Genomic DNA, 26,247 nt, shown 5'->3' with positions numbered 1-26,247 from the left:
GGGTTTTTCTCATTGGTCGATTCTGATGACAGTGCAGCCGACACAATTGAGTTCCGCGACGACGCAAGAGGCCGTGGCTCCGGTCACGCCGGACGATGACCGCATCATCGAGACCTCGATTCCGGTCCGGCTCGACAATCTCAGCTGGAGCCGCTTTCACACCCGCGTCGTGCTGGCGCTTGGCATCACCTGGATCCTCGACGGGCTGGAAGTGACGCTCGCGGGTGCATTGTCGGGTGCGCTGAAGGACAGCCCGACGATGAGCTTCTCCAATGCCGATGTCGGTCTTGCCAGCAGCGCGTATCTCGCCGGCGCCGTGCTCGGCGCGCTGGGCTTCGGCTGGCTTACCGACCGGATCGGGCGCAAGAAGCTGTTCTTCATCACGCTCGCGCTTTATCTGTCGGCGACCGCCGCGACCGCGCTGTCGTGGAATGTCGCGAGCTACGCGCTGTTTCGCTTTCTCACCGGTGCCGGCATCGGCGGTGAGTACACCGCGATCAACTCGACCATCCAGGAACTGGTGCCGGCCCGCTATCGCGGCTGGACCGATCTCGTCATCAACGGCAGCTTCTGGATCGGGGCGGCGATCGGTGCGCTGAGCGCTATCATCCTGCTCGATCCCGCGTTCCTTGCGCCGGACCACGGCTGGCGGATCGCCTATTTCACCGGCGCGGTGCTCGGCCTCGTCGTGCTGTTGATGCGGATGTGGATTCCGGAAAGCCCGCGCTGGCTGATGATCCACGGCTACCCCGACCGGGCCCACAAGATCGTCGCCGATATCGAGACCTCCGTGCTCGGCCACGAACAATCGAGCGCAGACTTCGAGAAGATCAGGCTGCGGATGCGCGATCACACGCCGCTGCGTGAGGTCGCGGTGACGCTGTTCTCCACCTACCGGCAGCGCTCGCTGGTCGGGCTCACGCTGATGGCCGCGCAGGCGTTCTTCTACAATGCGATCTTTTTCACCTTCGCGCTGATCCTGACCGACTTCTTCGGTGTCGCCGCCAGCAATGTTGGCTGGTACATCCTCCCCTTCGCCGCCGGAAACTTCCTCGGGCCGCTGCTGCTCGGCCGCCTGTTCGATACGCTCGGCCGCCGCACCATGATCGCGCTGACCTATGGCATCTCGGGCGTGCTGCTGGCGCTGTCCGGCTATCTGTTCTCGATCGGCGTGCTCAGTGCGCAGACCCAGACCATCGCCTGGATGGTGATCTTCTTCTTTGCCTCGCCGGCCGCGAGCGCCGCCTATCTTACCGTCAGCGAGACGTTTCCGCTGGAGGTCCGCGCGCTCGCGATCGCCGCCTTCTATGCGATCGGCACCGGCATTGGCGGCGTGATTGGACCGGCGCTGTTCGGCGTGCTGATCGACACCGGATCGCGCAACAGCGTCTTCGCCGGCTACCTGCTGGGGTCGGCGCTCATGATGGTCGCCGCAGCGGTCGCATGGCGCTACGCCGTCGCGGCCGAGCGGAAATCGCTCGAATCTGTCGCGCGACCACTGGCATGTGTGGAGTAGACTATGACGAAACATGACGTGGCCGAGATGCCCATGGATGATGACATCGCCCCTGACGCCAGGACGGACAGCGTGCCGACGCCGGCGTCGCTGATTCCGCCGCTCCGCCAGGCCGCGGTGCTGCTCGACATCGACGGCACCCTGCTCGATTTCGCGCCGACGCCGCGCGAGGTCTGGGTGCCGCCCGAACTGTCGACCACGCTGAAGCAGCTGCATGAGCGCACCCACGGCGCGCTGGCGCTGGTCAGCGGCCGCTCCCTCAATGACATCGACCTGATCTTCGCGCCGGAAGTGTTTCCTGCGATCGGCGGCCACGGCGCCGAGATGCGGCTGCAGCCGGACAGCGAGGCGGTTGCCGCACACGCGCCGCCGCTCGACAAGGAATTGAAGCGCCGTCTTGCCGCGATCGCGAAGCTCAGCCCCGGCATTCTGCTCGAGGACAAGGGCTATTCACTGGCGCTGCACTATCGGCTGGCGCCGCAGGCGGAGAAGGCGATCTATGAAGCGGTGTCGCTGATCCGCGCGGAGTTGCCGAATGCGCCGATCGAGGTGCTGCCGGGCAAGAGCGTCTGCGAGATCAAGCATTCCGGCTTCACCAAGGCGACCGGCGTGCTCGAGCTGATGACGCATGAGCCGTTCAAGGGACGGCGCCCGTTCTTCATCGGTGACGACGTCACCGACGAGACCGTGTTCGCGATCATGCCCGATTTCGACGGTCTAGCGTTCTCCGTCGGCCGTCGCGCAACCGGCGTCGCCGGACATTTCGACGGACCGAGCGATGTGCGCGAATTCCTCGCGCATCTGCTCGACGTTGATAGGGACGTTAGCCTGTCCTAACCGAAACGCATTCATCGCAGCCGAATCGAATACGGTGCTTTTGCGTCGTGGCGTCAACCTCGCGCGTAATTTTCTTTTCGCGAGTTCCCGCGAGTTCCGTGCGTGTTCGCCAGAATTTGGTTTCAATTGGGAGATTCCTTGATCAGGAACCATCTTGATGAATGGTTGTTAATACGCGAGTTGACCAACAGGAGGGGACCTGGTGAACCTCGTCGTCGTATCGAACCGCGTCTCGCGCGGAAAACCCAATGAACCCATGACGGGGGGGCTGGCTGCGGCATTGTTGCCGGTGGTGGAAAAGACAGGGGCAATATGGGTTGGTTCCAGCGGACGCGTCCGCGACGGGAACCTGAAGGAACCTTTCGCAGAGGTCGAAGCGCTCGGGGCGGGCGCGCTGGCGATGCTCGATCTGCCGGCCGCGCACTATGGCGGCTATTACGAAGGCTTTGCCAATTCGGCGCTGTGGCCCGCGATGCATTCGCGCGCCGATCTGATTCGTGCGTCTCGCGAGGACTACGCGAGCTATCGCGAAGTGAACGCGTTCATGGCGCGCGCGTTGCTGCGCTTCCGCAAGCCGGATTCCGTGTTCTGGGTCCAAGATTATCATTTCCTCGCACTCGGCGCCGAGCTGCGCGATCTCGGCGTCACGCAGCCGATCGGCTTCTTCCTGCACACGCCATGGCCGGCGCGCGCGGTGATCGCGGGCGTGCCCAATCATCGCGAGCTGATCGAGGCGATGCTGTCCTATGACCTGATCGGCTTCCAGACCGATGAGGACTGCGAGAACTTCCTGAGCTATGTGCAGCACGATCTCGACTTCGAGGTGCGCGACGGCGTGATCAATTCGTCGTTCGGCCGCACCCGCGCCGCGGTGTTTCCGATCGGCATCGATCCCGGCAAGTTCGCGCAGCAGGCGACCAAGGCGATGACGCATCCCGACGTGACGCGGCTGCGGCGCAGCCTCAATGGCGAGACGCTCGCGATCGGCGTCGACCGGCTTGACTATTCCAAGGGCCTCGTCAACCGCATCAAGGCGTTCGACAAGATGTGGACGCTGCATCCGAACCTGAAACGTTCGGTGTCGCTGCTGCAGATCGCAACGCCCTCGCGCGGCGCGATCGAAGCCTACGGCAATCTGCAGAGCGAGGTGGCGAAGCTCGTCACCGACGTCAACGGCGTGCATGGCGAGGTCGACTGGACGCCGATCCGCTACCTCAACAAGGGCTTTGGCCAGGGCGTGCTCGCAGGCCTTTACCGCACCGCGCAGGTCGGCGTCGTGACGCCGCTGCAGGACGGCATGAACCTCGTCGCCAAGGAATATGTCGCCGCGCAAAACCCGGCGGACCCCGGCGTGCTGGTGCTGTCGAAATTCGCCGGAGCGGCGAACGAGCTCGACGCCGCGCTGCTGGTCAATCCGCACGATATCGACGGCATGGCGCGCACCCTGGCGACGGCCCTCGCGATGCCGCTGACCGAGCGGCGGATGCGCTGGGAAGCGATGATGGAGAAGCTCAACAGCGGCACCATCCAGCAATGGTTCGCCGATTTCATCGAGGCGCTGCAGGATACGCACAATGCGGGAAACGCGGCGCTGCCGGAGCCACCAACCCTGTGGCCGCGCCGCACGGCGGATTTTGCCGCGCGCTATCACTGAGCGAGCATGACGATGCAGGGTGGGTGCGTTAGTTCGCCCATCCGCGGTTCTGTCGTCCCTGCCTAGTGCGCAATTGGGCACTAGGCAGGGACGACACTGAATGTGTTGCGCGGCTAGTGGTCATAACTTCGCGTTCTCGCGACAGGGCTCGCGAAAGCGGGAATCCGGCATCCGTTCTTCCAGGAACGATGCGGCCCAATAGATTCCTGACCCGCGCCTGCGGCGAGCCTCCGGACGAAGAGGCGGGCTGATCGGATGCATCCATTGATTTGCGCCGGTCCCTGACCGACCGCCGGCCAAAATCGCGCGCGTCCGCGCGCAAGGCCGCAGCGCGCGGCTGCCGTCGCTATCAATTTACCCAATGTTTTCAATCTGTTGTGGAAATTTCGCGCTCCCGGCCTGCGCTCCCTTGCAAAATCCGCCTCAGCCCTTCAAGAGAGGGCCTCCCGGAGAGATGGCCGAGTGGCTTAAGGCGCACGCTTGGAAAGCGTGTGTGCGGGAAACCGTACCGTGGGTTCGAATCCCACTCTCTCCGCCATGCCACAGTCTCCCAGCATCCGATTTTCCGAATCGGTAGCAAAATCAACGAGCTATCATCCGGCAAACTGCACTTTTTGATCGTGGGTTCGGAGGAGGCTTCTTCCGCCAATACACTTTCTCCTCCTTATCTCATTGGTCGAATCGAAAGCAAAAACAATGGGTCGTGCGATAAGGGCTGTTGGGCTAGTCCGCGATGGTACCCCTAATCGCCGCTCAAACCGTAGGTTTTGGCTGTGGGTTCGGAGGATGGATTTTGCGAGGGAGCAGCGGCCGCACTGCTCGCGCTGCGTGCGGCCATACGCCTTCCGGGAGCAAGGAGGGGACAACGCGTTCGCGCGCGCGCCCAGTTTTCTCCATCATCCGAAGGCGACGGCCACCTTTCCGAAGTGCGCGCCACTTGCCATGTGACGGAATGCCTGAGCAACTTGGTCGAACGGGAATGTCTTGTCGATGATCGGCTTCATTCCGTTGATGGCGATCGCGTCGCACATCGCCTGCAGGTCTTCCACAGATCCGACGGTTACGCCCTGCAGGCGCTGCTGCAGTAACATCAAGGGCAAGCGCAGTTCGGTTGGCGGTGGACCGGTGAGCACGCCGATGAACGCGATGGTCCCGCCGATAGGGATTGCACGGATTGATTCGTTGAGCGTACCGACCTCTCCATGCCAAGGGTTCGGTGACAAGCAAATTTATCCATACACTTGATACGGTGCTCATCATGGCTGCGGACACGATCTCGGGCTATATTCGAGGGCCCCTTGACGGCGTCGAGTTCAAGCAGACTGCCTATGCCTCGGATCGTGATTCACGAAAGGCTGCTTTGGCGCTTCCTGAAGAGGGCATCGGGGGACTACCGAGAGGCGGACAAAAAGGAACGCCGCTTGGCCGCCTAGGTGCTGCACACAGCCACCGTTGCAAGGCAGGCGTTCGGCGAATCGCGCCTGGCGCTGAACGACGCTGTTGAGCGGACCCGCGCCCTTGGCGATCTAGCCGCAACGCATTGATCTGGCGCGGCGTTTAAAAAAAGGCGAGACGTGTTCCATTTCCGGCGAGCCGGTCCTGCGGATTTGAGGCACCCTGCCACCCAGATTGTCGAGCCATGGTAAGCTGGATGCGTCGTCCTCAGTTCATTGCCGAACAGGCGCGTAATGCGCACGGCCTCTTGGGCCGGCTCGTTGCTTTCATCATGGCGCGCGAAACCTGGCGCGAGAATCTGCGCGCGATGGATGCGCTCGGCATCAAACTAGGCGATCATGTGCTCGACATAGGATGCGGTCATGGCCGCTGCCTGACGGAACTCGCCGCACGGGCTCCTCGGGGGCACATCGTGGGGATGGACTCCTCCGAACTGATGGTCGAGATCGCGGCGCAACGAAACCGGCCGCTCATCGAAGTTGCTCGTGTGGAGGTTGTCCTTTCGACCGTGGAATCGCTGCCGTTCCCTGATGCCTTGTTCGACAAGGCGGTGTGCGTGCACGTGCTCTATTTCTGGAAGGACATTGAGAAGTCGCTGCGCGAGATCGCGCGCGTGCTGAAGCCGGGCGGCCGTCTCGGACTGCTGTTCCGGACGAATGCAGACCCGAAAGCGATCGCGTCGTTCCCACCGGAAATCTACACATTCCCCGCGCTGTCCGACGTATCCGCCGCGCTCGAACGCGCCGGCATGGATGTCCACCTCGCGGAGGTTAGTGCGAACCAACCTGCTCTTGTGCTGGCGACAAAGCGGTAGGTGAAGCGATCAGACCATCGCAATCGTGGCTAGGCGTGCGACGACTTGGTCAATCTCATCGACTGTCGTGTGCCTTCCCAGGCTGAAGCGGATCGCACCCATTCCAGTCCTTTCGGGCACGCGCATGGCCGCGAGAACCGGCGAGAGTTCGATCTGCCCCGAGTGGCATGCCGAACCTGTCGATGCCGCGACATCGCACAATTGCGCGAGAATGCCCGAACCGATTCTGCCGACGAACGACACGTTGAGGGTATTGGGCAAGCGATGCGTGGGGTGTCCGTTGAGCGCCACCCCTTCACCGAGCCCGCCTTGCAGCGCCTGCCATAAGCGATCGCGCAGGACTTGGACTTTGTTCATGGGTGCAAGGTCCGTGACCAGTGCACATGCCGCCCCAAGCCCGACTGCGAGCAGGGCGCTCTCGGTTCCGGCGCGTCGGCCTGATTCATGACCGGCGCCGTGGATCAACGGCTCAAGTTCGAGGCCTCGCCTGACATACAGCGCGCCGACGCCCTTCGGGGCGTAGAGCTTGTGACCGGCGATCGTCAGCATATCGACACCGAGTTCGTCTACCTTGGTCGGAATTTTTCCGACCGATTGAGCCGCGTCGGTGTGGAAGCGGATTCCATGCTCTCGCGCGATCGCGCCGATTTCGGCGATCGGCTGGATGGTGCCGACTTCGTTGTTGGCGTGCATGATGCTGATCAACAGCGTCTGCGGAGTAATGGCGCGCCGCACGTCCTCTGGATCGATCAAGCCTGTCGCGTCCACCGGAACATACGTGACAGTAGCGCCGAACCGTTCGAGAAACCGGCACGGAGCAAGGACGGCTGGATGCTCGATGGCCGAGGTGACGATGTGCGCGCCATGGCGGTTCGGTGCAAAGAATGTGCCCTTGATCGCCAGATTGTTCGCTTCGCTGCCACCGCTGGTGAATACGATCTCGTCGGGTGCTGCGCCGAGGAGGCCGGCGACCTGGCTGCGGGCCCGATCGAGCGCGGCCTTCGCCGGCGCGCTGGCCCAATGGCCGCTAGAAGGATTGCCGAACGCGTCGTCCAAAAATGGCCGCATTGCCTCCGCCACGGCTGGATCAAGCGGTGTGCTCGCGTTGTAATCGAGATAGATCGGCCGCGTCGTCGCAGTCATTTGCTTTGCTCGCTGTGGTCAAGCTGCAACCAGGGAAGCTGCTCGCTGGCGAAGAAATGTTTCCCCGGTCGGAGCTCCGCCGCCCGATCGAAAGCGCCGACGTGGTAGTGAGTCTCCGTCGGAAAATGCACCGTAGCGCAGGTCAGCGTCGAGCCGCAGCGGGCGCAGAAGCCGCGTGTGGTTCCTGGCGATGATTTGAACGTGGCGATGGTACCCTCGATCATCGCGACAGCGTCGTTCTCGAACCCGACGAACACGCTGACGGGGGCGCCGGAATGGCGGCGGCAGCTATCGCAGTGACACCAGAAGACTCCCTTCGGTCGACCTCGCGCCTCGAAGCGTACCGCCCCACAAAGGCAGCGTCCTGAAAAGGTCTCGTTCATTGTTGTGCTCCGGGCCGGCCCTCCATGGCGACGAACACTATCGCCCCCGAGAGGAAAGTGAGCGCGCCGATCACTCCGATCGCCCAGGTCATGCCGAACAGGTCGGCGATGATGCCGGCCGACAGCGCCCCGATCGCGTAACCGAGATCGCGCCAGAAGCGGTAGACGCTGAGCGAGCGTGCGCGCCAGCTTGGATGCGAAGCATCGGACACGGCGGCGATCAGGCTCGGGTACACCATGGCCGTGCCAAGTCCGAGCAAAAGGCTGCCGACCAGCCACCATTCGAAATGGCTTGTTGCTGCGGTCAGGAAGAGACCCGCGGCCTGCACCCACATGCCGGCCACGATCAAGCCCTTGCGGCCCCAACGGTCGGAAAGAGGGCCCGTGGCGATCTGCAGGATGCCCCAGGTGGCCGGATAGACAGCCTTCAGTATGCCGATCCGATCGACGTGGAGGCCGAACGAGGCGAAGAACAGCGGGAAGATTCCCCAGCTCATCCCATCATTGAGATTATTGACGAGCCCGGCCTGCGACGCGGCGAACAGATTGCGATCCCCGAACGACGTGAGGACGAATATCTCCCGGAAGCTGATCGGAGACGCTTGACGTGCATGCGCCGCAGTCTCCAGGCGGACGTGCTCCCGGGTATCCTGCACCAGCAGGATCGACAGCACTGTGCCCAACACCGCATAGGCAACGCCGAGGTAGATCGGCGCCGGCCGCAGTCCGTACTTCGAGGCAAGATACCCTGTGAGGAAGGCGGTCACGCCGACCGCGAGATAGCCGGCGAACTCGTTCAGTCCGACAGCAAGCCCGCGCGACTTCGGCCCGACGAGATCGATTTTCATGATCACCGTCATCGACCAGGCCAAACCCTGGTTGATGCCGAGAAGGGCGTTCGCTGCGATGACCCATCCCCAGCTCGGCGCCCACATGATCATGAACGGCACCGGCAGCCCGACAAGCCAGCCGAGGATCAGAACACGTTTGCGTCCCCAGGCGTCGGCGAGCTGGCCGGAGACTAGGTTGGCGCATGCCTTCACGACGCCGAAGCTGACGATGAAGGAAACGACGAGGGTCGTCGAACTGATCTTGAACTCCTCGGATCCGATCAGCGGCACGACCGTCCGCTCGATTCCGACCATTCCCCCGACGAAGGCGTTGATCAGGACGAGCATCGCGAACTGCGGCCAGTTCTCTTTCAGCCCCAGCCGGACAGACGACGCAGTCTGTGGACCGCTTACAGCCTCGGTCATGAGATCAGGCCGCGGCCGCCGCCGTGCCAGAGTTTGCCGCCCTGATCTTCGCGGCTTCCGGTGGCGCCGGCGGAATTTCGGCGACCATGAACCGGACAAACTCGGCTTCGTCTTCGATCGTGAACGCCTGATTGTGCCGCTTCTCGAAGCCGATCGCGGACGATGGCTTGCCGCTCAGGCGGCGGCCGCAGACCGAGCCCGCATAGGCGCCCGGCAGCACCTCGACGTAGTCAGGAAGCTCCTTCAGCCTTCGCACGCTCTTGAACAATTGCCTTGCGCCTTCCTCCGCGCTCGCCGCAAGCTCGGTGCGGCCGAGATCGCCGACCATGAGCGTGTGTCCGGTGAAGACGAACCACGGCTCGTTGGCGCGGGTGCGGTCCGTCACAAGGATGCAGATGTGCTCGGGCGTGTGACCGGGCGTGTGCAGCACGGTGGCGGAAACGTTGCCGAGCGGAAGTACATCGCCGTCGTTCACTGGCTTGTACGGGAACGATACGCCAGCCTCCGTCGAGAGCACGTACTCGGCTCCCGCTGCAGCGGCGAGTGCCCGGCCCGCCGACAGGTGATCGGCATGGACATGGGTGTCGATGACGTAGTGTATCCGCATGCCGGCATTGTCGGCGGCCTGAAGGTAGGGCTGAATATCGCCGACCGGATCGACGACCGCGCCGGCGGCTTTGCCGCCGCAGCGGAAAAGGTAGGAGATACCGACCGGATCGCTATGCAAGAACTGGCGGAGAATCATGGACTTGCACTCCCTCTTGAGAAACGCTAAAAACATTCAATCGATCTGCTGAATGATATATTGAAAGGGCGCCGTGTCAAGCTCGGGACCGAAACAGGCGATCTATGAAAACCTTGCCCAGGTGGCACAGGCGCTTGGCCATGCCCACCGGCTTGAGCTCCTGGAGCACCTTGCGCAGGGGATACGCACCGTCGAGGAGCTGTCGGCTCGGGCACATCTGACGTTCGCCAACACGTCGCGGCACCTGCAGATCCTGAGGCGCGCGCGTCTCGTCGAGACCGAGCGTCGCGGCAAACACATCCTCTATCGTCTCGCCGGCGACGCCGAAGTGGTCACGCTGATCAAAGCGCTGGGGCGCGTCGGCGAACGGAATGTCGCCGAGATCGGTCGTGTTGTGACCGATTACTTCCAGGCCCGTGATGCGCTTGAGCCCGTCTCGCGTGACGACTTGGTCGCGCGATTGCGGGACGAAGTGGTAACGTTGCTCGACGTGCGCCCCGAGGACGAGTTCGCGCTGGGCCATCTACCGGGCGCGCTCAACGTTCCGCTTGCCGAACTGGAACGACGCCTCGGCGAACTTCCGAAGGGGCGCGAGGTGATCGCCTACTGTCGCGGTCCCTATTGCGTCCTTTCGTTCGAAGCCGTGTCAGCCTTGAGGGCGCGCGGCTATCGCGTTCGCCGTCTTGAGGACGGTTACCCCGAATGGAAAGCCGCCGGCCTGCCGGTCGAATCCGCGGCTTGAGACAACTCGTCAGGTGCATCATGGATGATAAGTCTCATCGCGCGGAACCCGCGTGGCCGATCGTCGGCATCAAGGATCACAAGGCGCCCTCGGTGTTCCGGCCTGAATCCCTGTTGAGGGAGGCGCGCCGACAGAGGCAGTTGCCGCTCGTCGCTGTGCCCGAAATCTGCGTGCTCGATCCGGACGGTGACGTCGTCCGCCACCTCAAGCGGACCGGCGCCGGCCGGATCCACGAAGGTTGGGCCTGCTACCACACCGAACTTATGGCCTTCGATCTCGACGGCATCGGCGAGGTCGGGATTGTCGGCTGCGCGGTCGGCGCCCCCTTCGCCGTCCTGGTCGCCGAGCAGCTCTTCGCGTCGGGCTGCCGGCTGCTGGTCAGCGTCACCTCGGCGGGCCAGATCAATGCTATAGGACCAACTCCATATTTCGTCCTGATCGACCGCGCGCTGCGCGACGAGGGGACGAGCTATCACTACCTGCCTGGCTCGGTTTTTGCGGCGGCACCCGACATGTCGCTTCTGGATCGCGTCGAGCGCGCGGGCCGTTCGCTGCCGGAGAAACTGCATCGCGGCTCGACCTGGACGACGGATGCTCCCTATCGCGAGACCGAAGCGGCGATCTCGCGAGCGCGCGATCTGGGGACTCTCGCCGTGGAGATGGAGGCCGCAGCGCTCTACGCTTTCGGCACGACTAGCGGCAACTCGATCGTCTGCTTCGCTCACGTCACGAACTCGATGGCGCAGACCGAAGGCGATTTCGAGAAGGGCGAGGCGGACGGCGCCAAGGCCACTCTCGCCGTGGTCGCCGGTGCGGCTCGGGGGTGGCGAAGTTCCGTGTCATGACCTGCCTGTGATCGGCATGCGAAAGCTTGGCTACATCTCCATTTGACGTAATCATCAGTCTACGCTAATCATTAGTTATGACTAATGATCGGACGTCGGCCAGCCATGCCTAAAGACAGCGTGCAATTGGCCGCTCTCGGCGATCCCACTCGCAGACGAATTTTCGAACTGGTGGGCGCGCGGCCTCGGACTGTCGTTGAACTCACTCGAGAACTGACGGTCTCCCAGTCAGCCGTCTCCCAGCATCTGAAGGTGCTGCGCGAATCTCGTTTGGTTCGTGCCGAGCCAAAGGGGGCCAGCAACATTTATCACATCGATCCGGCGGGGCTCGGCCAGATGCGCGCCTGGCTTGACCGGTTCTGGAGCAGCACACTGGCGGCCTACAAAGTGGCCGTCGAAGAATCAGTGGAGGACCAGCAATGAACAAACGTGTATCGGCCGCGCCCATCAAACAATCCATCGTGGTCGAGGCGCCTATCGAGCGTGCGTTCAAGGTCTTCACTGAAGACTTCGGCAGCTTCAAGCCTCGCGAGCACAATTTGCTCTCCGTCCCCATCGCAGAGACTGTGTTCGAACCCCGGGTTGGGGGTCACGTTTATGATCGAGGTGTCGATGGCAGCGAATGCCGCTGGGCGCGTGTGTTGGCTTTTGAGCCGCCAGATCGCGTGGTTCTAAGCTGGGACATCAGCCCGCGTTGGCAAATCGAAACAGATCCCGACAAGACCAGTGAGTGGGAGGTGCGGTTCATCGCCGAGACGCCAGGCCGGACGCGATTGGAACTGGAGCACCGTCACCTCGAACGTCATGGCCACGGTTGGGAAGGCGTGCGCGACGGCGTTGAGGGTGATCAGGGTTGGCCGCTCTATCTGAAACGGTACGCCGAGCGCACCGCCCGCGAGGCATGATGCTCGCGTGTCCATGCGACGTGATCGCAATTTGCGGAGTTCTGTATGGCAGCCTACTCGTTTAGCATCGTCGGAGTGCTCTTCCTTTGCCTCGTGTCAATTGGGCTGGCGGTCTATTCGGGATCGTCCAAAGGTAGGGCTGGGGCACTCTCTGGACCTGTCTTGCCGTTGGATGACGACAACTTGCTTTACCGGATCGATCGCGTTCACTTGAACACGGTGGAGGCGCTGCCGCCTTTTGTGGTTCCGGCTGTGCTGGCTATGATGGTGGGGATTAGCCCCGTCACACTTGCAGCGCTCGTATGGATCTATATCGCAATTCGTCTGATCCACGTTGCTGTCTATTTGCGCGGCGGCAAGGCCGCCAAAGGCGGCAGCATCAGAACCATTCTTTATGTTTCAGGTGCGGTCGTTACTATCATTCTCATTGTAGTGACCATCGTGGCTGCCATCCGCTAGGGTATTAACAGTGGGCCGCCTGACGACGCGATAATCCTATAGAATTAAGGGAAACTGGCGCACCCGACACGATTCGAACGTGTGACCTTTGCATTCGGAGCAGGCAAACGCCAATCAACCTGCGGTCCACGGCCGGCGGAAACTGAGCGCGTGCGTGATGCGCCATGATGATTTCTTGAAAAGATTGGAGGCGAAACGCTCGTTTGCGGCCGTAGCTCAATTGGTGGGTTTTGGCGGACGAAAGTCAAAAATGCTTTGTCTTTCAAAGGGAGTTGACTGACACTCTCTCCGCCAGTTTGTTTCTGTAAGCACGCCAACGAGATACCGCGCACAGACCCATTGGAACAGGTCGGCTACGTGGGCGTCGTAGATTTGGATATTCGGGCGCGCAAATCGGACATCTGCACCGATCAGAAGATCATCATCTAGGAGTGCGTTGGCAGAAACTTAAGTCTGCAACGGCGGGCTGGTGTTGAAACGGCTATGGAAAACGTTGAGTCTACCGGTCGTCCGGCGACTGATCGTTAAAGAACAGCACCAAGGTCGGGGGTTCGAGTCTCTCCCCCGCTACCAATCCTACGATTTTCTACGCCAAACTCCGATCTTCGGCGATCGCGTTCGCTGAATCGGTGGCGCTTGAGTTCCTCCCGTCCGGCATGCCGCGGAGCAGCGGTGCGAACGCCATACGCGTTTGTTGGCATGGCAATATCGACCATCACAAGCCAAGCTACGAGACCACCGCTACTTTCCGCTTAGCCCTGCTCGAACAGCGCGGCAATCGCTTCGACAACGACGCGCACGCGAGCCGTGCGTGCCAGATCCGCATGCAGCACAAGCCACACTTCGTAGGGTGCGGCTCGCTTGCGCATAGGCCAGATCCGAACAAGATCCGGATCGCGCTGGGCGTGATAGGTCGGTAATTCCCCTAACGCCAGCCCCGCCCGGACGACGCTCGCTAGCATCAGGCTGGAATCCAATTCCGCGACGATCTTCCCTTCCGCGATGGACTCGCCCGCCAGCGTCGCGCCCTGCCTGTTCGTGATGCCGGGCTGGTAGATCGCCAGATCGTGGCCAGCGAACGCCGAGCTCTGTCGAGGTCTACCGCGTGCATCGAGATATTTCCGGGATGCGTAGAGGCCAACCTCCCACTCGGCCAGTCTGCGCACGATCAGATCCGATTGTGCCGGGCGCAGGGTGCGGACAGCGATATCCGCTTCCCTTCGACCGAGATCGAGCAGCTTCGTCGTCGTGGTGAGAATGACTCTGATGTCCGGGTGGTTGATGCGGACCCGATCGATCGCGGGAATCACGAAGTCGATCGCGAGAGAGTCCGTAGTTGTGACCCGGACATCACCCGCCACGCGCGCATCCGATCCTGCGCTACGGTGTTCGAAGGAGACCGCAAGGCGCTCCATTGCCTCGCCCGCTTGCAAGGCTTCCTCGCCACTTGCCGTCAGCACATAGCCCGCATTGGTGCGCAGGAAGAGTGTTGAGCCCAGGCGCTTCTCGAGCGCAGCGAGGCGTCGTCCTACCGTGGTTTGGTCGACACTCAGCGCCAACCCGGCCCCAACCAGCGTGCCAGCGCGATAAATCGCGAGAAAGATTCGAACATCGTCCCAGTTCATGTCCACCGACTGAATGCGATTTTGCAGCCATTGCCTGCATTTCTATGCATTTTCGCACGTCGCAATCCTCTTTAGCAATCCGCTCTGCCGGCGGCGGACGCCGTTCGTCAATTTCGGCGCAATTCAACCGCGTCCGAGCGCAGGAGCTATTCATGCGACCCACACTGGTTCTTGTCGTCGCAGCGCTGAGCGCTTTCGGCCTCATTGCCTCGGACGTCTATTTGCCCGCAATGCCCGTGATGGCGCAGCAACTTGGGATTGCGGGTTGGCAAATGCCACAGACGGTGGCGGTCTATCTGATGGCGCTCGCGGCGGCGCAGCTCTGTTATGGTCCGCTGTCGGATCGGTGGGGCCGCAAGCCCGTTCTCGTCGCGGGCATCCTTCTTTACATCGCTGGATCGATCGGTTGCGCCTTGGCCGTTGGCTTCACGAGTTTCCTAGGCTGGCGCATGGTCGAGGCTGTCGGCGCGGCTTCGGGGCTGGTCATTGGTCGTGCCGTCATCGCCGACACATGCGACAAGAAGGCCTCCGCAAAGGTATATAGCGTGGTCTATCCGCTGGTGTCGCTGTCGCCCGCGCTCGCTCCTGCCATTGGTGGCTACCTTGCGGCCGCATTCGGCTGGCGGGCCGATTTTATCTTTGTCGCTGTGTTTGGTGCCATCGCGCTATGTCTGACTTTGATGCTGCTCAACGAAACGGGTCCGAAGAAGCGTCACGACGGCGCTTTTTTGGCCGGATTTACCGTCGTGTTGCGCAACGGCGCGTTTATTCGCTACGCCCTCGTGGTCTGCGCGATCTACTGCGCCTGGTTCGTGTACTTGACCCAGTCCCCCTTTCTTTTCGAGCGCCTCGGCTTGCCGGAAACAGTCAGCGGGTGGCTTTATCTGCCGCTCACTTGCGGGATCATTCTGGCCAACTTCGTCTCGAAGCGGCTGATCGAGCACCTGTCCTACGATGGCATTGTTGCCGGTGGTGTATGCTTTTTTTGTCTCGGTGGTCTGACCTTCGTGTTGACCTTGGCCTCGCCAGTCATGTGCGCCGCCACCATTGTCGCACCGATGTTTCTGGTTAGCCTGTCGAACGGCTCGTCACTGTCATTGGCTGTCTCGGGCGCTATTGCCAGCGAACCAAAACATGCCGCCACCGCGTCCGGGCTGGTGGGGTTTTTCCAGATCGGAAGCGCGTCGCTGGCCGCGCTGGGGGTGAGCGCCTGTTTCGGAACCGGGAGGGCGGTATTGGCAATAGCCATCCTTGTCTTCTCGATCATCGCCGCGACCGCGATCATCCCCCACTGGATCGAGGCGCGCAGAAGACTCTAGTCCAACAACTGTGTGCCAGGCGAGGTTGCGGCCAATCAACGGTCGCACTCGCCGGGAAAATCCGAATGCGGTCTTGATAGTTGTTCCGCGCTCGGCTGTGTGGGCGCCCATCACGATAGCGCGAGCGCAGCATTTGTGTGCTGCGCTGACGTCGCTGGCTACTTTATCAAGGCTTCGGCCCAAACGTCGAGAGATACGATGAGCGTTGAGAATCGTCTTAAGGATCTCGGTATCGAGTTGCCAACATCGGCACCTGCAGGCGCGGCATACACGCCGGTCGTTGTCCATGATCGGGTAGCCTATGTCAGCGGACAGCTTCCACGGGATGGAGACTTTGTCCATGTCGTGGGCCAAGTCGGGCGGGATGTAACTTTAGAGGAGGGCAAGCGAGGAGCTCGGATCGCGTTCATTCGCGCCTTGGCTGCCCTCCGTGGAGAGTTGGGAACGCTGGATCGAGTCGACCAAATACTCAAGTTGACAGTCTTTGTGCATAGCGCTGCCGATTTCAACCAGCAGAGCTCCGTAGCCGACGGTGCGTCACAGCTAATCTTCGAATTGTTCGGCAAAGATCGCGGCGCCCACGCGCGGACCAGTGTTGGGGTTGCTCAGTTGCCCCGAAGTGCCGCGGTTGAGGTTGAGGTTGTTGTGGCACTCAAGTAGCAACTCGTCCTCAACTAGTTCTCCACGTAACCCTTAACTTGGAAGGCGATCTGACTACGGGCGTGGGCGTCTCGCTTGTGCCCCAGGCTGCCGCTGACGGCCAACGGCGGCGCGGCGTGACGTTCGTTCCGCTCTCGCCGCCTGTTCCGATGGCGCCTCTCACAGTTGTTTGGCGCGAGGAGGACATCTCGCCAGCGCTTCGCGAGTTCCTCGCCGTGACCGACGTCGAACGGAAGAAGCTTGCGTCTCATGTCGGGACCATATGCACTGCGTCTGAAAAATAACGCAAGTCGTATTGGCCAATCCGTCGAGCCTTGGTCCACACTCCCCCAATGAGCAGAGAGGATTCACGCAAGGGCTTGATTATCGTCACGGGCGGTTCGCGCGGCATCGGCGCGGTCGTGGCGCGCTCTTTCGCGCAAGCTGGTCACCCGGTCCTCATCAATTTCTCAACAGATTCGCAGGCCGCAGACGCCTTTGTGCAAGAGCAGCGGCACGAGGGCCTCACCTTGCATTCGATCCAGGCTGATCTCGCCAATGAAGACGGCGTTCTGAGGATGTTCGGGGTTGCTGATAGGCTCGAGGTGCCACTAGCCGGCTTGGTCAACAATGCTGGGGTCACAGGCGGCTTTGCGCGCCTTGAGGACCTTCGGGACGACGTTTTGCGCCATGTTTTGGCGGTCAATGTCGCCGGTCCATTCCTTTGCGCAAGGGAAGCCGTCCGACGCCTTTCGACACGGCGCGGCGGCAGAGGGGGGAATATTGTCAACGTCTCTTCCATCGCTGCGAAACTCGGCGGAGCGGGCGAGTGGATCCACTACGCCGCGAGTAAGGGCGGACTCGATACTCTCACCGTGGGGTTGGCGCTGGAAGTCGCGGGTGAGGGGATTCGTGTCAATGCGGTTGCGGCCGGACTGATCGAGACTGGGCTACATGCGGCGGCTGGAGCGCCTGATCGCCTCGATCGCCTCGCAAAAGGCATTCCGATGGGAAGAGCTGGGACCGCAGAAGAGGTCGCTTCGGCCATCATTTGGCTCATGTCGCCCGCCGCTTCTTATGTGACCGGTGCGATCCTTCCGGTCGGTGGTGGCCGCTAGCAAATGCCGAGGCTGTCTCGTGAGATCATCTGCGCAGCCGAGGGCTACGTGCCAACACGAATTTTGGCCACCGACGCTGTAACCTTTTGGCAGATAGATCGGAACCTTAGATCACGAGCCTGGCAGCGTTTGCCGGGACGTTCATAAGCTGCCAGGAGATTGCGATGCATTTCACGAGGATGATGGCTGTGGCCGTGTTGGCTCTGGGTCTTTCTGCGGGTATCGGCTCCGCCGCTTTCGCTGCGACAGAGGTGCCGTTTACGCAGCAGGCGTTCGATGCCGCCCAGCATCAGGGTAAGCCGATCCTGGTCCACATCACCGCCCCCTGGTGCCCGTATTGTGCCAAGCAGAGGCCGATCCTGAGCAGCCTCGAGAACGAAGCCGCGTTCAAGGATCTGGTCGTGTACAACGTCGATTTCGACACTCAAAAGGACATTGTCCGGGCCATGGGCGCCCAGAAGCAAAGCACACTGATCGTGTTCCACGGTGCCGCCGAAAAGGGGCGCTCAACCGGTGATACCGATGCCAATTCGGTCAAGACGCTCCTCGAAAAGGCGAACGACTAGACCCAGGGAATATCGTCGTGACCTTGCCATTCGCCAGCATGGGGTTCGGATTCATCGCGGGCATACTCTCGACCCTGTCCCCATGCGTCCTGCCACTGTTGCCGCTCGTGCTCGGGCCTGCGCTGGCCGTGCATCGCTTAGGTGTCCCGGCGTTGGTCGCGGGCCTTGTGCTGTCTTTCGCCAGCATCGGTTTGTTCGTTGCCACGATGGGCTTCGCTATCGGCCTCGACGGCGATGTGTTTCGCAACATTTCCGCCGTCCTGTTGGCCGGATTGGGGGTCCTCCTGCTGAGCGGCGCATTGCAGCAACGCTTCGCGATGGTCACTGGCGGCGTCAGCAATGCCGGAAGCCGGCTCATCGCCCGCGTGACCCCGACCGGTGTCAAGGGGCAGTTCGCGGTGGGCGTTCTGCTGGGCGCCGTCTGGAGCCCCTGCGTGGGACCGACGCTCGGCGCTGCGTCGGTGCTTGCGGCCCAGGGCCACGATCTCGTAAGCGTGGCAGCCGTCATGGTCGCATTCGGGTTGGGAACGAGTGTCCCCTTGCTCATCGTTGGATCGCTTTCCCGAACGGCGATGATGCGCTGGCGGGGCAAAATGATGAATGCTGGAAAGGCGGGCAAGCTCTTGCTAGGCGGAAGCGCGGTGACCGTTGCAGTTCTCATCCTGACCGGCGCGGATCACGCACTGGAAGCCGCGCTTGTCGCCGCGTCACCTGCCTGGCTGACCGACCTCACCACGCGGTTTTGACGTGTCCGGTTTGCGTGCGGCGGACCCGCAGGAATGGACGGCACTCATGGTGCTGGGGCAACGTGGAGACACAAATGCCTATCACCGCCTGTTGCTCGGGATCACGCCCTATCTGCGAACGATTGCGAACCGGGCGCATCGCAACGCGAGCGATGCCGAAGATACCGTCCAGGATATCCTGCTGACACTGCATGAGGTTCGGCACACATACGACCCGTCACGCCCGTTCAAGCCCTGGCTGGCTGGTATCGCGCGGCATCGTGTTGCGGATCGCTTGCGCGCCCTGGGGCGCGTGGCGGCAGGAGAAGTGATGTTGGAAACCGAGCACGAAGCCTTTGCCGCCCCCGACCAGCATAGTGAGCTGGCACTGGATGGTCGAGCTGTGGACGCCGCCCTACTGGCACTTCCGCAGGGCCAGCGCCAGGCCATCACGCTTTTGAAGTTGCAGGAGAGGTCATTGAAGGAGGCCGCCGAACAGAGCGGAATGTCGATTGCGTCTTTGAAGGTTTCTGCCCATCGGGGCATCAAGGCGCTCAGGCGCCTCCTGGGCGAGGGAGGCAACTAGAAGATGGATACCACCGACCTCATCCAGAGCTTGGCGAACGCCGTGCGGCCAGTGCGCGTCATTCGTCCTCCGCTCTTCCGGGCCGCCTGTTGGCTCCTGATCGCACTTGTCGTCGTGGTCCTGCTCGCCGTCGAATATGGTCTTCGGTCGGACATCGCAATCCAGCTGCGCAACCCGTCTTTCGTCGTTGGGACTACGGCCTCCTTTCTGACGGGCGCGCTGGCCGCCTTGAGTTGCCTGATGGCAAGCCTGCCCGACCGTTCGCGGTCCTGGCTGATGCTTCCGCTGCCGCCGCTTGCGGTGTGGATGGCGACCCTTGGCTATGGTTGCTTGACAGACTGGGTCAGTTACGACGCGGGCAGCCTGCGGATGGGCGCGGCTTTTCAGTGCTTCGCCACGGTGCTTCTCGTCAGCCTACCACTGTCGGCATCGATTTTTGTGATGTTACGTCACGCCGCCCGCCTGCGCCCGGCCCTGGTGACGTTGGCAGCCGGACTGGCCGTTGCGGGCATGACTTCGACGGCCATGTCGTTGCTTTATCGCCTCGACGCCACCATCATGAACCTGATGTGGAATCTTGGAACGGCAGTGGTGATTGTGATCATTGAGGCTATCGTTGGTCGGCGTGTCCTGACGAGGATGGCGGTCTCGGCCGGCCCCCGGTCCGACCGGTGAAATGCGTCCACCTCCGAAGCTGGCCGGGCGGTAACACCGCGAATTGTCTTTGTGCCGGCGCCCTGCGAAGCAGGGTGCAAACGATGGCAATGGCCAGATCGACGACCTTGCCTGCAAGCCGGAATCATGCTGCTGCTCACTGAGCATCCGATAACGCTTGAGCCACGACTGCGTCGACTTTTGTGAGGTGCTCGAACAAAAGCTTCGCTGGGCGCGACAGCGAGTCCTTTGCGCGAACACAGGCAAACATGCGACGCTCGGTCCAGGGATCGGTCAATGCAACTTGTCCGATCGACCACGACCCCGCAGCGCGGCGGGCGTTCAACAGCGACACGATGCCGATGCCGACGCCCTCTGAGACGAGTTGGCAGACCTGGGCGTCGTCACGCATCTTGATCCGGGTCTTGATCTGGCGCCCGAGGCGTTGGGCCTTCGCGGTGAAGAGGCCATGGCTGGGACCGGCGACGAATGGAAAATCGAGGATGCGGCTGAAATCGACCGCGGCGCATTCGGTTAAGGGATGGCCGACTGGCGTGATCACAACGTAGCGATCTGTGGCGAATGGCCTGGCGTCGAGGCCGCCAAGGTCCGTCTCCGCCGCCACCACTCCGACATCGGCGGTGCCGTCGGCAACCAAGCCGATGATGGCCTCGCTGGTACGCTCGGCGATACGGATGTCGATCTGCGGATGCTGAAGCAGAAAGCCGCTGAACAGATCAGGTAAGAAACTGGTGTAGGCGTTGGTGTTGGCAAAAAGGCGCACTTGCCCTGCAAGCCCGCCTTGAAACAGGCTGAGTTCTTCCCGCAACCGATCAGTTTCCGCCAACAGCGCTCGCCCGCGCGCCAGCAAAACACGCCCGGCCGGCGTCAGGACGATGCCGTGCCGTTTGCGTTCGAGCAGCACGACCCCAAGACGTGCCTCCATGTCACGTGGAATTGGCGCGGTAGTGCATTAGACGTCAATCGGCGTTCAAATTTGAGCGCCGATTGACAGGTGCGAACCCGGCTCTTCGTCGAGATGCTGGTTCACTGGCTGGCTGGATCTAGGACAAAGGGAAGCCTAATGCGTTGGTCGTAGGAATCGAGCAACGTGGCGAGCTCTGGCCCAGAGTGCCTCGCCGAGGCGATTCGAACGTGTGGCCAGCCAGAATTAGGCTTTGTCTAAGGCGAGCCTGATTCTCCGGCCGTAGCTCAAGCGGTGGGTTTTGGCCTAGGAAAGTCGAAAATGCCTTAGTTTTCATAGGGAGTTGACTGACACTCTCTCCGCCACTTCTGGTTGCAGTATCTATATCTTCACCCCATTCGATACAGCGCGCAGATCCGATGGTACAGGTCGATTACGTGCTCGTCGTAGAATGGGATACTAGGGCGGCAAAACGGATGGGATACTAGGGGCGAGGAAAACGGCCAATCTGCTCTGCTCGCCGCCGCAGGCTATCGCTTGCTGCAGAACCAGGGTTCGATTCGCTCCCCGCTACCAATCGTACGATTTTGCGCGCCAAACTACGAGTTTCCGCGATTTCACACGCCCGATAGTGGCCCAACGCGGGGCGCCGCTGCCGGTCCTTGTCCGAATCTCGCCCCTCAATACTTTTTCAACTTTTTCACCACGCCTCGTTTTGGGTTGCGACCGCAGGACCGGAATTCCTGGCTTGTCGTCCTGACGCGCTTTCCTCACGCAAACCCGTGCGCGCCGACGTCGCTCGGAACGCTTTGGTCTCATCGGCCCCAGCTAAGAGGGACGCGACGGCGATGCGGTTCCGCGAACTGCGCTGATGTGGAGGAACGCCAAAAGGGGTGGCTGTTGCGACGCAGAGTGATCGCTGGTCCTTGCACGGGCGGCGGATAGGCGCCGCCCGGCGCGAGATCTGTTCAGTAACAAGGAGGATAGGGATAATAGCCGCAATAGGGCCGGGCGTAGGCGGCTCCGACGGCGGCAGCTCCGACAGCAGCAGCGCCGGCATACATTGCGCCTCGGTATGCCGTGCGTCGCGCGACGCCCGCAAAGGAGAGCGGTGTAAAGGGTCGACCGATGATATCGATGAAGATCGAGGCTGCGCCGTCCGCGCCGGTGAGATCGCCCTCGAGTGTCTGAACGGTGAAGGTCAGCTTGTCCTCGTCCAGCTTCGGATTCTTCAGAACGACGACGGCGTCCTTGACGGAGCCGTCCTTGCTGTTGAAGGCTGAAACAGTCGCGTTCGGAGGATCGCTGGCAAAGCTGTCCTTGCCTGCGCTCCAGTCCGCAATGATATCAGCCGTGAGCTGATGGCCCGCAGCGCGCACGGGTCGGTCGGCGAATATGATCGAGTTCGGCGAGGACAAGGCTGTCGCCCTGCAACGTTGCGCCCCGCGAATTGAGAACGATGAGCGACGGCACAATTTGGGCTTGTGCGGCAGAAGGCGTGCCGATCGTCTTCAGGTTTCCGTGCGTAGCACTCTGCGCCAGCGCGGTCCCGGTGTCGAGCAGTAACGCCGTCGCCAGCAATGCCAAGCAAATCTGCACGCCCTTCCTGTTGCGCATCTCGTTCTCCTTGCGATCGGCCGGAAGCTTCCGGCAGGTTGGTCGGTGCGGACCCTAGACAGCGCAAAACCCGTCGCCTATGCAAAATCGGCAGCGGTCCAATTGTGACGTTTTCAGCATGGCCCGGCGCGCATTGAGCTGACGGCCCGACATGCGGCAGGTGTCGGGATGTCCTTGCAAATAACGTTCGCGCGGTTTCGCAAGTAACGCCGTCTTCAAAAAGTAACGGAGGGCTAGCGTCCAACATCGCAAACCGCTTCCGATTAACGCGACAAAAAGGCCTGACGGCGGGTTCGGATTGCCGATTTTGCATAGCCTCGTCGGCTCTGCACATGCTCATCTACGAAAACAGAACGCGGTCGGAACCAAGCGCCGACCGCGATCAACGAGTCTTTGCGAGATGATAGGGAAGCGAAATGCGTGCACGAATTCTGGTTGTTCTCTGCATCGTCTGCGCATGGTCCGGCTCTGTGTCCTCCGCAGGCGCCCAACAGGCATCGTGGACCCAGATCGGCATGCTGGCTTGCAAGCTCGACCCTAGCGTCGGGTTTGTCATATTCGGCCATCAATCGATGTCATGTCGCTTTACACAAAACCCACCATTGCCGACACAACTCTATGAAGGTGCCCTCAACACCATCGGAATCGATATCGGCGTTTCGGCCGGAGGCGCACTCGCCTGGGCGGTGTTTGCCCCGACGGCAGGCCCTCCGCCCGGAGCTCTCGCCGGCGAATATGTCGGGGCGTCAGGCGACATCGGCCTCGGCTTAGGCGCCGGCGTCAATGTTCTTGTCGGTGGCTCGGGGCGGTCATTTGCGTTGCAGCCCGTCTCGGTGGAGGGCTCGGTAGCCGTCGATGTGACCCTCGGCCTCTCCGGGCTCCAACTGCGTCCGATCTATTGACGCGCCGCCGTCCGACTGCCGTTTGTGCAGTCCCGAATTGCGCGACGAATGCGTGGCGCGCTTTCCATAGCGGGCTTGCGCCGGGGGAAATTGCCTCCGTGCCAATCGGAGGGGGCTGCTGTCGAAACGGAAGCGATTGTCCGAGGGCGGCCGCGCCTACCGCGGTCTCCATTGCCGTATCGCGTGTCAGGCTGGGTAGGTCGAGATGCGCCACGGGCACATCAATCCAGGAGGCTTCCTGGCCCGGCAGAATGCGCGTATTCGGCGAGAAGGCCTGAGCCTCCGAGCCTAGCGCATAATTTGCCTCGAAGGCCATCGTTGAGGGAGTCCACTCCGATCCGGCGAACTGTCGAACGATGTGGACGACAAAGACGTTCTGCAGCCATTGTGAGTGTTCAAGATGGAGCATGCCGGCAGTCCCGCCCAGCTTGCTGCAAATTCTTACACGATCATCGCAGCGCTCCAGCCACATGTACAGGTTCGTGTCTTCGAGCGATGCCCATTTGCACACTTGCTGCAGGGCGACGTACAGCGTCGGAGAGTAGCTGATGATGGTTCGCAGCTTATCGCTCCGGTGGCAGAACTGCAGCCGCCGCGAAGCGTGAAAGCCAATATCCGTGATGCCCTGCGATCTCTGCGCGGCTTGTGCAAACAATATGGCAGGCAATATCGGAACATAATGATCGGCTTTTTCTTGCAGCGCTGTCGGGAGACCAAATTTCGACAGGAGCGTCGCGGTGGGAGCTCCCACCTCGTTATGAATGTCTGCAAACGGAATCACGAATTGGCAGCGGGTTAGGGAAATCCGCTCATGTTGCTCGTCCCCTGCCTGCGGCGTTCATTTTTACGGTCGTACTTTGTCGTCGCGGAACTATGAGGAGCGATCTCGAAATTTGCTCGCCGGGTGCATCGGGTGTCGCGTTGCAGCGGCGCATGCGAGGTTGGGACGTGTGCAATTGATCTTGATTCCAGAATTGCAATTTAGGCGGCTCATGGCCAGACGGGCCCACCAGTTCGATCACATTATAAGAAGATCGTAAGCAGCGGTTTGAGTAAGGAGATCACGCTTGCAATCTTTCATGACGTGCACATGAAACCCGTCTCTTCGCCATCCCGACACTCTGTCCGCGCGGCGATTTCGGTGTTGCTGCGTCAGGATACCGCATCTGTGCAGTGCACTGCGCGCCAACTGGGCGTGAGCGTGCGCTCATTGCAGCGACACCTCGCTGGTATGGGGACGAGTTACAGCGAATTGGTCACCGAAGTCCGCCTCGATACGGCCTGCCGCCTCCTTGCGGAGTCCAACGAGCGCATTTCGGACATCGCCTTACGTCTTGGCTACACCGGAGCGAGCAGTTTCAGCCGAAGCTTTGCGCGTTTGATGAAAATGCCGCCGATCGCATATCGGCAGCAGCAGGCCGCCAAAGGGAATGGCAAGGCCCGCGCCGGCAAAAGTTAGCGCATGGGCGGCTTGCACTGAGCGGTCACGGTAGGCGCAAATGCGCCGGGCCACGACGCAGGTAGCGGCTCGCGTCGCCCCGCAAACGAGCGTCGCGCTAGCATATTACCAGTATTCGAGCTGTGTTTTTCGGCGGCAAGGCGGCCCGGAAGACCGTGCATCAATGATTGGCGCGAAATGGCAAGACGCTTCGCGCTGAAAGACGCGAGATGCAGAGGTAAAGCCAGACGTTGAGGTCATTATTATGTACTGCGCCGCTCTTATTGCCATTGCTGCTGCCGATCTGATCTGCACGCCCGCGCGAAGCGGTCCGTCAGGGGGCCATGCAAACGGGTTGCGTTGCCATATTCGGGGTAGCTTCCTCACTTCATCGGCTTTTTGGATGCAATCGAAAGGTGCCGACCAATGATTGGCGGTGCCAGCGATCGATATCGCGTTCTTGTCGCGCGGGCCGAGGCCATCGCTGCGGGGGATGCCGAAGAAATGACTCGCATCCCCGCGATATGCCACCAGCTCTCGGTGAGCCAGCGTACTCTACGAAAGGCGTTCAGGAGCGTTTACGGCCAGTCGCCGTGCCGTCGAATTCGTGTGCTCCGACTGAATCAGGCAAGGCAGGCACTTCTCGCGGTGAACGGCGAGACAGCAAAGGTGACGGAAATTGCGATCTGCTTCGGCTTTTTCGAGCTTGGACGGTTTTCGGTTGAGTATCGCAAGCTGTTCGGCGAGAGCCCTTCGCAGACGCTTCGAGCGGCGGGCCGGGACAGCGAGATGTCGCACGACGGCAGAGCTGGACTGCGCAACGTCAGGATCGATTACCAGAATCCATTGTCGAGGGCTTTCAGCGCGGGCGTGATGGACGCGACTCAAGATCGTGATGTCGAAAGCGTATAGCTGCAGCGGGCTGGCCGAGACGAGCCCGCAGGGAAAACCAATCGGAAGGGCGCCGTGTCGATTGACCTGACGAAGGCCTGGTATGTTTCGTTCGAGGTGCCGAAAAGGATGCGCAAGGCATCCGCGCAACGACAGCCGAGACAGAGTGAGAGCTTTCCGACCGAACTCGACGCCCAGAGGTTTGCCCGCCAGAAGTTCGAGCAAGGATACATCGTGACTGCGGGCACCATCAACCCCTGCACGCCGCGACGGGCGATACCTTCGGCGGTCATTCACCATTGGTTTGCAGAAACGTCCGCGCCGCCGTTGGGCGAGCCAGCCTTCTTCGAGGACACCAAGGAGCCGGATCTGCCGTAGGAGCCTGCCGCGATACGGTGCGCCTGTGCATTGGCAGAATTTGCATAGACCGTTCCGACGAATTGCCGATATCGTTTCAACGATCTTTTCCCGGAATGTGCCGGGTTCAC

The 26,247-nt window shown here is 61.5% G+C and carries 30 protein-coding genes, 1 tRNA gene and 2 pseudogenes; 23 read left to right on the top strand and 10 right to left on the bottom strand.

The features are described from left to right. The first annotated feature begins 25 nt into the window (after positions 1 to 25). The 4 genes from J2R78_RS15005 (at position 26) to J2R78_RS14990 (ending at position 4,545) form a co-directional block, all read left to right on the top strand. Entirely contained in the window at positions 26 to 1,516 is a 1,491-nt protein-coding gene (locus tag J2R78_RS15005) for an MFS transporter (RefSeq protein WP_253605295.1), read from the top strand. Between the two features lie 3 nt (positions 1,517 to 1,519). Further along, the gene (gene otsB, locus J2R78_RS15000; RefSeq protein ID WP_375166737.1) at positions 1,520 to 2,353 is read left to right on the top strand and encodes a trehalose-phosphatase; all 834 of its coding nucleotides are present in this window, start codon (positions 1,520 to 1,522) and stop codon (positions 2,351 to 2,353) included. A gap of 202 nt (positions 2,354 to 2,555) precedes the next feature. Beyond that, positions 2,556 to 4,007, top strand: coding sequence for a trehalose-6-phosphate synthase (locus tag J2R78_RS14995; protein ID WP_253605292.1), 1,452 nt, complete (start codon positions 2,556 to 2,558; stop codon positions 4,005 to 4,007). 448 nt (positions 4,008 to 4,455) lie between these two features. Continuing rightward, a tRNA-Ser gene (locus tag J2R78_RS14990) sits at positions 4,456 to 4,545 on the top strand. Positions 4,546 to 4,903: 358 nt separating this feature from the next. On the opposite strand, the gene J2R78_RS14985 is transcribed toward J2R78_RS14990, so the two are convergent. Beyond that, positions 4,904 to 5,140, bottom strand: coding sequence for a zinc-binding dehydrogenase (locus tag J2R78_RS14985; RefSeq protein ID WP_375167121.1), 237 nt, complete (start codon positions 5,138 to 5,140; stop codon positions 4,904 to 4,906). 68 nt (positions 5,141 to 5,208) lie between these two features. On the opposite strand from J2R78_RS14985, the pseudogene J2R78_RS45375 reads away from it, so the two are divergent. Further along, positions 5,209 to 5,440, top strand: a pseudogene (locus tag J2R78_RS45375) (integrase); the annotation flags it as partial. A gap of 218 nt (positions 5,441 to 5,658) precedes the next feature. Next, complete coding sequence (locus tag J2R78_RS14980) at positions 5,659 to 6,276, top strand: class I SAM-dependent methyltransferase (RefSeq protein WP_253605289.1); 618 nt, start codon at positions 5,659 to 5,661, stop codon at positions 6,274 to 6,276. Positions 6,277 to 6,285: 9 nt separating this feature from the next. Here the strand turns inward: J2R78_RS14980 and J2R78_RS14975 are convergent, their stop codons facing one another. Genes J2R78_RS14975 through J2R78_RS14960 form a run of 4 tightly spaced genes read right to left on the bottom strand, consistent with a single transcriptional unit; the run spans position 6,286 to position 9,803 of the window. Further along, on the bottom strand, positions 6,286 to 7,419 hold the full coding sequence (locus J2R78_RS14975; protein WP_253605286.1) for a cysteine desulfurase family protein: 1,134 nt from the start codon (positions 7,417 to 7,419) through the stop codon (positions 6,286 to 6,288). Continuing rightward, positions 7,416 to 7,802 (bottom strand): GFA family protein, encoded by a 387-nt coding sequence (locus J2R78_RS14970; RefSeq protein WP_253605284.1) that lies wholly within the window; start codon positions 7,800 to 7,802, stop codon positions 7,416 to 7,418. The genes J2R78_RS14975 and J2R78_RS14970 overlap by 4 nt, the downstream gene beginning before the upstream one ends. Then, the gene (locus J2R78_RS14965; RefSeq protein WP_253605279.1) at positions 7,799 to 9,058 is read right to left on the bottom strand and encodes an MFS transporter; all 1,260 of its coding nucleotides are present in this window, start codon (positions 9,056 to 9,058) and stop codon (positions 7,799 to 7,801) included. Before J2R78_RS14965 ends, J2R78_RS14970 begins: the two co-directional genes overlap by 4 nt. Positions 9,059 to 9,062: 4 nt before the next feature. Next, the gene (locus J2R78_RS14960) at positions 9,063 to 9,803 is read right to left on the bottom strand and encodes an MBL fold metallo-hydrolase (protein WP_253605277.1); all 741 of its coding nucleotides are present in this window, start codon (positions 9,801 to 9,803) and stop codon (positions 9,063 to 9,065) included. A 73-nt stretch (positions 9,804 to 9,876) separates the two neighbouring features. Between J2R78_RS14960 and J2R78_RS14955 the strand changes: the two genes are divergently transcribed. The 5 genes from J2R78_RS14955 to J2R78_RS14935 all read left to right on the top strand — a co-directional run bounded on the left by J2R78_RS14955 (position 9,877) and on the right by J2R78_RS14935 (position 12,754). After that, positions 9,877 to 10,545 carry a metalloregulator ArsR/SmtB family transcription factor gene (locus J2R78_RS14955; protein WP_253605275.1) on the top strand — a complete coding sequence of 223 codons (669 nt, stop codon included), beginning with the start codon at positions 9,877 to 9,879 and terminating at the stop codon, positions 10,543 to 10,545. Between the two features lie 20 nt (positions 10,546 to 10,565). Further along, positions 10,566 to 11,390 carry a nucleoside phosphorylase gene (locus J2R78_RS14950; RefSeq protein ID WP_253605272.1) on the top strand — a complete coding sequence of 275 codons (825 nt, stop codon included), beginning with the start codon at positions 10,566 to 10,568 and terminating at the stop codon, positions 11,388 to 11,390. A 105-nt stretch (positions 11,391 to 11,495) separates the two neighbouring features. Further along, a complete protein-coding gene (locus J2R78_RS14945; protein ID WP_253605271.1) occupies positions 11,496 to 11,813 on the top strand; it encodes a helix-turn-helix transcriptional regulator in 318 nt (105 codons plus the stop codon). After that, positions 11,810 to 12,295 (top strand): SRPBCC family protein, encoded by a 486-nt coding sequence (locus J2R78_RS14940; protein ID WP_253605270.1) that lies wholly within the window; start codon positions 11,810 to 11,812, stop codon positions 12,293 to 12,295. Before J2R78_RS14945 ends, J2R78_RS14940 begins: the two co-directional genes overlap by 4 nt. A 45-nt stretch (positions 12,296 to 12,340) precedes the next feature. Beyond that, on the top strand, positions 12,341 to 12,754 hold the full coding sequence (locus J2R78_RS14935) for an MAPEG family protein (protein ID WP_253605268.1): 414 nt from the start codon (positions 12,341 to 12,343) through the stop codon (positions 12,752 to 12,754). Between the two features lie 752 nt (positions 12,755 to 13,506). Here J2R78_RS14935 and J2R78_RS14930 read toward each other — a convergent pair. Beyond that, a complete protein-coding gene (locus tag J2R78_RS14930) occupies positions 13,507 to 14,379 on the bottom strand; it encodes a LysR family transcriptional regulator (protein WP_253605266.1) in 873 nt (290 codons plus the stop codon). Between the two features lie 152 nt (positions 14,380 to 14,531). Between J2R78_RS14930 and J2R78_RS14925 the strand changes: the two genes are divergently transcribed. The 8 genes from J2R78_RS14925 to J2R78_RS14895 all read left to right on the top strand — a co-directional run bounded on the left by J2R78_RS14925 (position 14,532) and on the right by J2R78_RS14895 (position 20,007). Then, the gene (locus J2R78_RS14925; protein ID WP_253605262.1) at positions 14,532 to 15,698 is read left to right on the top strand and encodes a multidrug effflux MFS transporter; all 1,167 of its coding nucleotides are present in this window, start codon (positions 14,532 to 14,534) and stop codon (positions 15,696 to 15,698) included. A 198-nt stretch (positions 15,699 to 15,896) separates the two neighbouring features. Then, entirely contained in the window at positions 15,897 to 16,358 is a 462-nt protein-coding gene (locus J2R78_RS14920; protein ID WP_253605259.1) for a RidA family protein, read from the top strand. Between the two features lie 62 nt (positions 16,359 to 16,420). Next, positions 16,421 to 16,642: a hypothetical protein gene (locus J2R78_RS45370; protein WP_375166738.1), complete on the top strand. Its 222-nt coding sequence runs from the start codon at positions 16,421 to 16,423 to the stop codon at positions 16,640 to 16,642. Between the two features lie 75 nt (positions 16,643 to 16,717). Then, a complete protein-coding gene (locus J2R78_RS14915) occupies positions 16,718 to 17,455 on the top strand; it encodes an SDR family oxidoreductase (protein WP_309144999.1) in 738 nt (245 codons plus the stop codon). 164 nt (positions 17,456 to 17,619) lie between these two features. Then, positions 17,620 to 18,021 (top strand): thioredoxin family protein, encoded by a 402-nt coding sequence (locus J2R78_RS14910; protein ID WP_253605246.1) that lies wholly within the window; start codon positions 17,620 to 17,622, stop codon positions 18,019 to 18,021. A 38-nt stretch (positions 18,022 to 18,059) separates the two neighbouring features. Continuing rightward, positions 18,060 to 18,767: a cytochrome c biogenesis CcdA family protein gene (locus J2R78_RS14905; RefSeq protein WP_253609825.1), complete on the top strand. Its 708-nt coding sequence runs from the start codon at positions 18,060 to 18,062 to the stop codon at positions 18,765 to 18,767. A gap of 1 nt (position 18,768) precedes the next feature. After that, positions 18,769 to 19,332 (top strand): sigma-70 family RNA polymerase sigma factor, encoded by a 564-nt coding sequence (locus tag J2R78_RS14900; protein ID WP_253636011.1) that lies wholly within the window; start codon positions 18,769 to 18,771, stop codon positions 19,330 to 19,332. Between the two features lie 3 nt (positions 19,333 to 19,335). After that, on the top strand, positions 19,336 to 20,007 hold the full coding sequence (locus J2R78_RS14895) for an NrsF family protein (RefSeq protein WP_253605243.1): 672 nt from the start codon (positions 19,336 to 19,338) through the stop codon (positions 20,005 to 20,007). 136 nt (positions 20,008 to 20,143) lie between these two features. Here the strand turns inward: J2R78_RS14895 and J2R78_RS14890 are convergent, their stop codons facing one another. The 3 genes from J2R78_RS14890 to J2R78_RS45360 form a co-directional block, all read right to left on the bottom strand. Further along, positions 20,144 to 20,911, bottom strand: coding sequence for a LysR substrate-binding domain-containing protein (locus J2R78_RS14890; protein ID WP_253605241.1), 768 nt, complete (start codon positions 20,909 to 20,911; stop codon positions 20,144 to 20,146). Between the two features lie 968 nt (positions 20,912 to 21,879). Further along, positions 21,880 to 22,290, bottom strand: coding sequence for a hypothetical protein (locus J2R78_RS45365; protein ID WP_375167039.1), 411 nt, complete (start codon positions 22,288 to 22,290; stop codon positions 21,880 to 21,882). Beyond that, positions 22,259 to 22,528 carry a hypothetical protein gene (locus J2R78_RS45360; protein WP_375167038.1) on the bottom strand — a complete coding sequence of 90 codons (270 nt, stop codon included), beginning with the start codon at positions 22,526 to 22,528 and terminating at the stop codon, positions 22,259 to 22,261. The genes J2R78_RS45365 and J2R78_RS45360 overlap by 32 nt, the downstream gene beginning before the upstream one ends. A 416-nt stretch (positions 22,529 to 22,944) precedes the next feature. On the opposite strand from J2R78_RS45360, the gene J2R78_RS14880 reads away from it, so the two are divergent. Next, positions 22,945 to 23,430 (top strand): DUF992 domain-containing protein, encoded by a 486-nt coding sequence (locus tag J2R78_RS14880; protein WP_253605240.1) that lies wholly within the window; start codon positions 22,945 to 22,947, stop codon positions 23,428 to 23,430. Between the two features lie 313 nt (positions 23,431 to 23,743). Here J2R78_RS14880 and J2R78_RS14875 read toward each other — a convergent pair. Then, positions 23,744 to 24,181, bottom strand: a pseudogene (locus J2R78_RS14875) (AraC family transcriptional regulator ligand-binding domain-containing protein); the annotation flags it as partial. Positions 24,182 to 24,478: 297 nt separating this feature from the next. Between J2R78_RS14875 and J2R78_RS14870 the strand changes: the two are divergent. From J2R78_RS14870 to J2R78_RS14860, 3 genes are all read left to right on the top strand, one after another. Beyond that, positions 24,479 to 24,889 carry an AraC family transcriptional regulator gene (locus tag J2R78_RS14870; protein ID WP_253605238.1) on the top strand — a complete coding sequence of 137 codons (411 nt, stop codon included), beginning with the start codon at positions 24,479 to 24,481 and terminating at the stop codon, positions 24,887 to 24,889. A gap of 405 nt (positions 24,890 to 25,294) precedes the next feature. After that, the gene (locus J2R78_RS44905; protein WP_305884488.1) at positions 25,295 to 25,780 is read left to right on the top strand and encodes a helix-turn-helix domain-containing protein; all 486 of its coding nucleotides are present in this window, start codon (positions 25,295 to 25,297) and stop codon (positions 25,778 to 25,780) included. Positions 25,781 to 25,834: 54 nt separating this feature from the next. Beyond that, positions 25,835 to 26,137, top strand: coding sequence for a hypothetical protein (locus J2R78_RS14860; protein WP_253605236.1), 303 nt, complete (start codon positions 25,835 to 25,837; stop codon positions 26,135 to 26,137). The last annotated feature ends 110 nt before the right edge of the window (positions 26,138 to 26,247 follow it).

The organism is Bradyrhizobium sp. USDA 4538, assembly GCF_024171045.1.
GTDB classification, from domain to species: Bacteria; Pseudomonadota; Alphaproteobacteria; order Rhizobiales; family Xanthobacteraceae; genus Bradyrhizobium; species Bradyrhizobium australafricanum.
The sequence above is the reverse complement of the archived record's forward strand: the minus strand, read 5'-3'. Positions and strand labels throughout refer to the sequence as shown.

Excerpts from the sequence above, each read along its gene's own strand:
- J2R78_RS15005 (WP_253605295.1), top strand. The coding sequence starts at position 26 with ATGACAGTGCAGCCGACACAATTGAGTTCCGCGACGACGCAAGAGGCC.
- otsB (WP_375166737.1), top strand. The coding sequence starts at position 1,520 with ATGACGAAACATGACGTGGCCGAGATGCCCATGGATGATGACATCGCC.
- J2R78_RS14980 (WP_253605289.1), top strand. The coding sequence starts at position 5,659 with ATGCGTCGTCCTCAGTTCATTGCCGAACAGGCGCGTAATGCGCACGGC.
- J2R78_RS14975 (WP_253605286.1), bottom strand. The coding sequence starts at position 7,419 with ATGACTGCGACGACGCGGCCGATCTATCTCGATTACAACGCGAGCACA.
- J2R78_RS14970 (WP_253605284.1), bottom strand. The coding sequence starts at position 7,802 with ATGAACGAGACCTTTTCAGGACGCTGCCTTTGTGGGGCGGTACGCTTC.
- J2R78_RS14965 (WP_253605279.1), bottom strand. The coding sequence starts at position 9,058 with ATGACCGAGGCTGTAAGCGGTCCACAGACTGCGTCGTCTGTCCGGCTG.
- J2R78_RS14960 (WP_253605277.1), bottom strand. The coding sequence starts at position 9,803 with ATGATTCTCCGCCAGTTCTTGCATAGCGATCCGGTCGGTATCTCCTAC.
- J2R78_RS14950 (WP_253605272.1), top strand. The coding sequence starts at position 10,566 with ATGGATGATAAGTCTCATCGCGCGGAACCCGCGTGGCCGATCGTCGGC.
- J2R78_RS14945 (WP_253605271.1), top strand. The coding sequence starts at position 11,496 with ATGCCTAAAGACAGCGTGCAATTGGCCGCTCTCGGCGATCCCACTCGC.
- J2R78_RS14940 (WP_253605270.1), top strand. The coding sequence starts at position 11,810 with ATGAACAAACGTGTATCGGCCGCGCCCATCAAACAATCCATCGTGGTC.
- J2R78_RS14935 (WP_253605268.1), top strand. The coding sequence starts at position 12,341 with ATGGCAGCCTACTCGTTTAGCATCGTCGGAGTGCTCTTCCTTTGCCTC.
- J2R78_RS14930 (WP_253605266.1), bottom strand. The coding sequence starts at position 14,379 with ATGAACTGGGACGATGTTCGAATCTTTCTCGCGATTTATCGCGCTGGC.
- J2R78_RS14925 (WP_253605262.1), top strand. The coding sequence starts at position 14,532 with ATGCGACCCACACTGGTTCTTGTCGTCGCAGCGCTGAGCGCTTTCGGC.
- J2R78_RS14920 (WP_253605259.1), top strand. The coding sequence starts at position 15,897 with ATGAGCGTTGAGAATCGTCTTAAGGATCTCGGTATCGAGTTGCCAACA.
- J2R78_RS14910 (WP_253605246.1), top strand. The coding sequence starts at position 17,620 with ATGCATTTCACGAGGATGATGGCTGTGGCCGTGTTGGCTCTGGGTCTT.
- J2R78_RS14905 (WP_253609825.1), top strand. The coding sequence starts at position 18,060 with ATGGGGTTCGGATTCATCGCGGGCATACTCTCGACCCTGTCCCCATGC.
- J2R78_RS14895 (WP_253605243.1), top strand. The coding sequence starts at position 19,336 with ATGGATACCACCGACCTCATCCAGAGCTTGGCGAACGCCGTGCGGCCA.
- J2R78_RS45360 (WP_375167038.1), bottom strand. The coding sequence starts at position 22,528 with ATGCGCAACAGGAAGGGCGTGCAGATTTGCTTGGCATTGCTGGCGACG.
- J2R78_RS14880 (WP_253605240.1), top strand. The coding sequence starts at position 22,945 with ATGCGTGCACGAATTCTGGTTGTTCTCTGCATCGTCTGCGCATGGTCC.
- J2R78_RS44905 (WP_305884488.1), top strand. The coding sequence starts at position 25,295 with ATGATTGGCGGTGCCAGCGATCGATATCGCGTTCTTGTCGCGCGGGCC.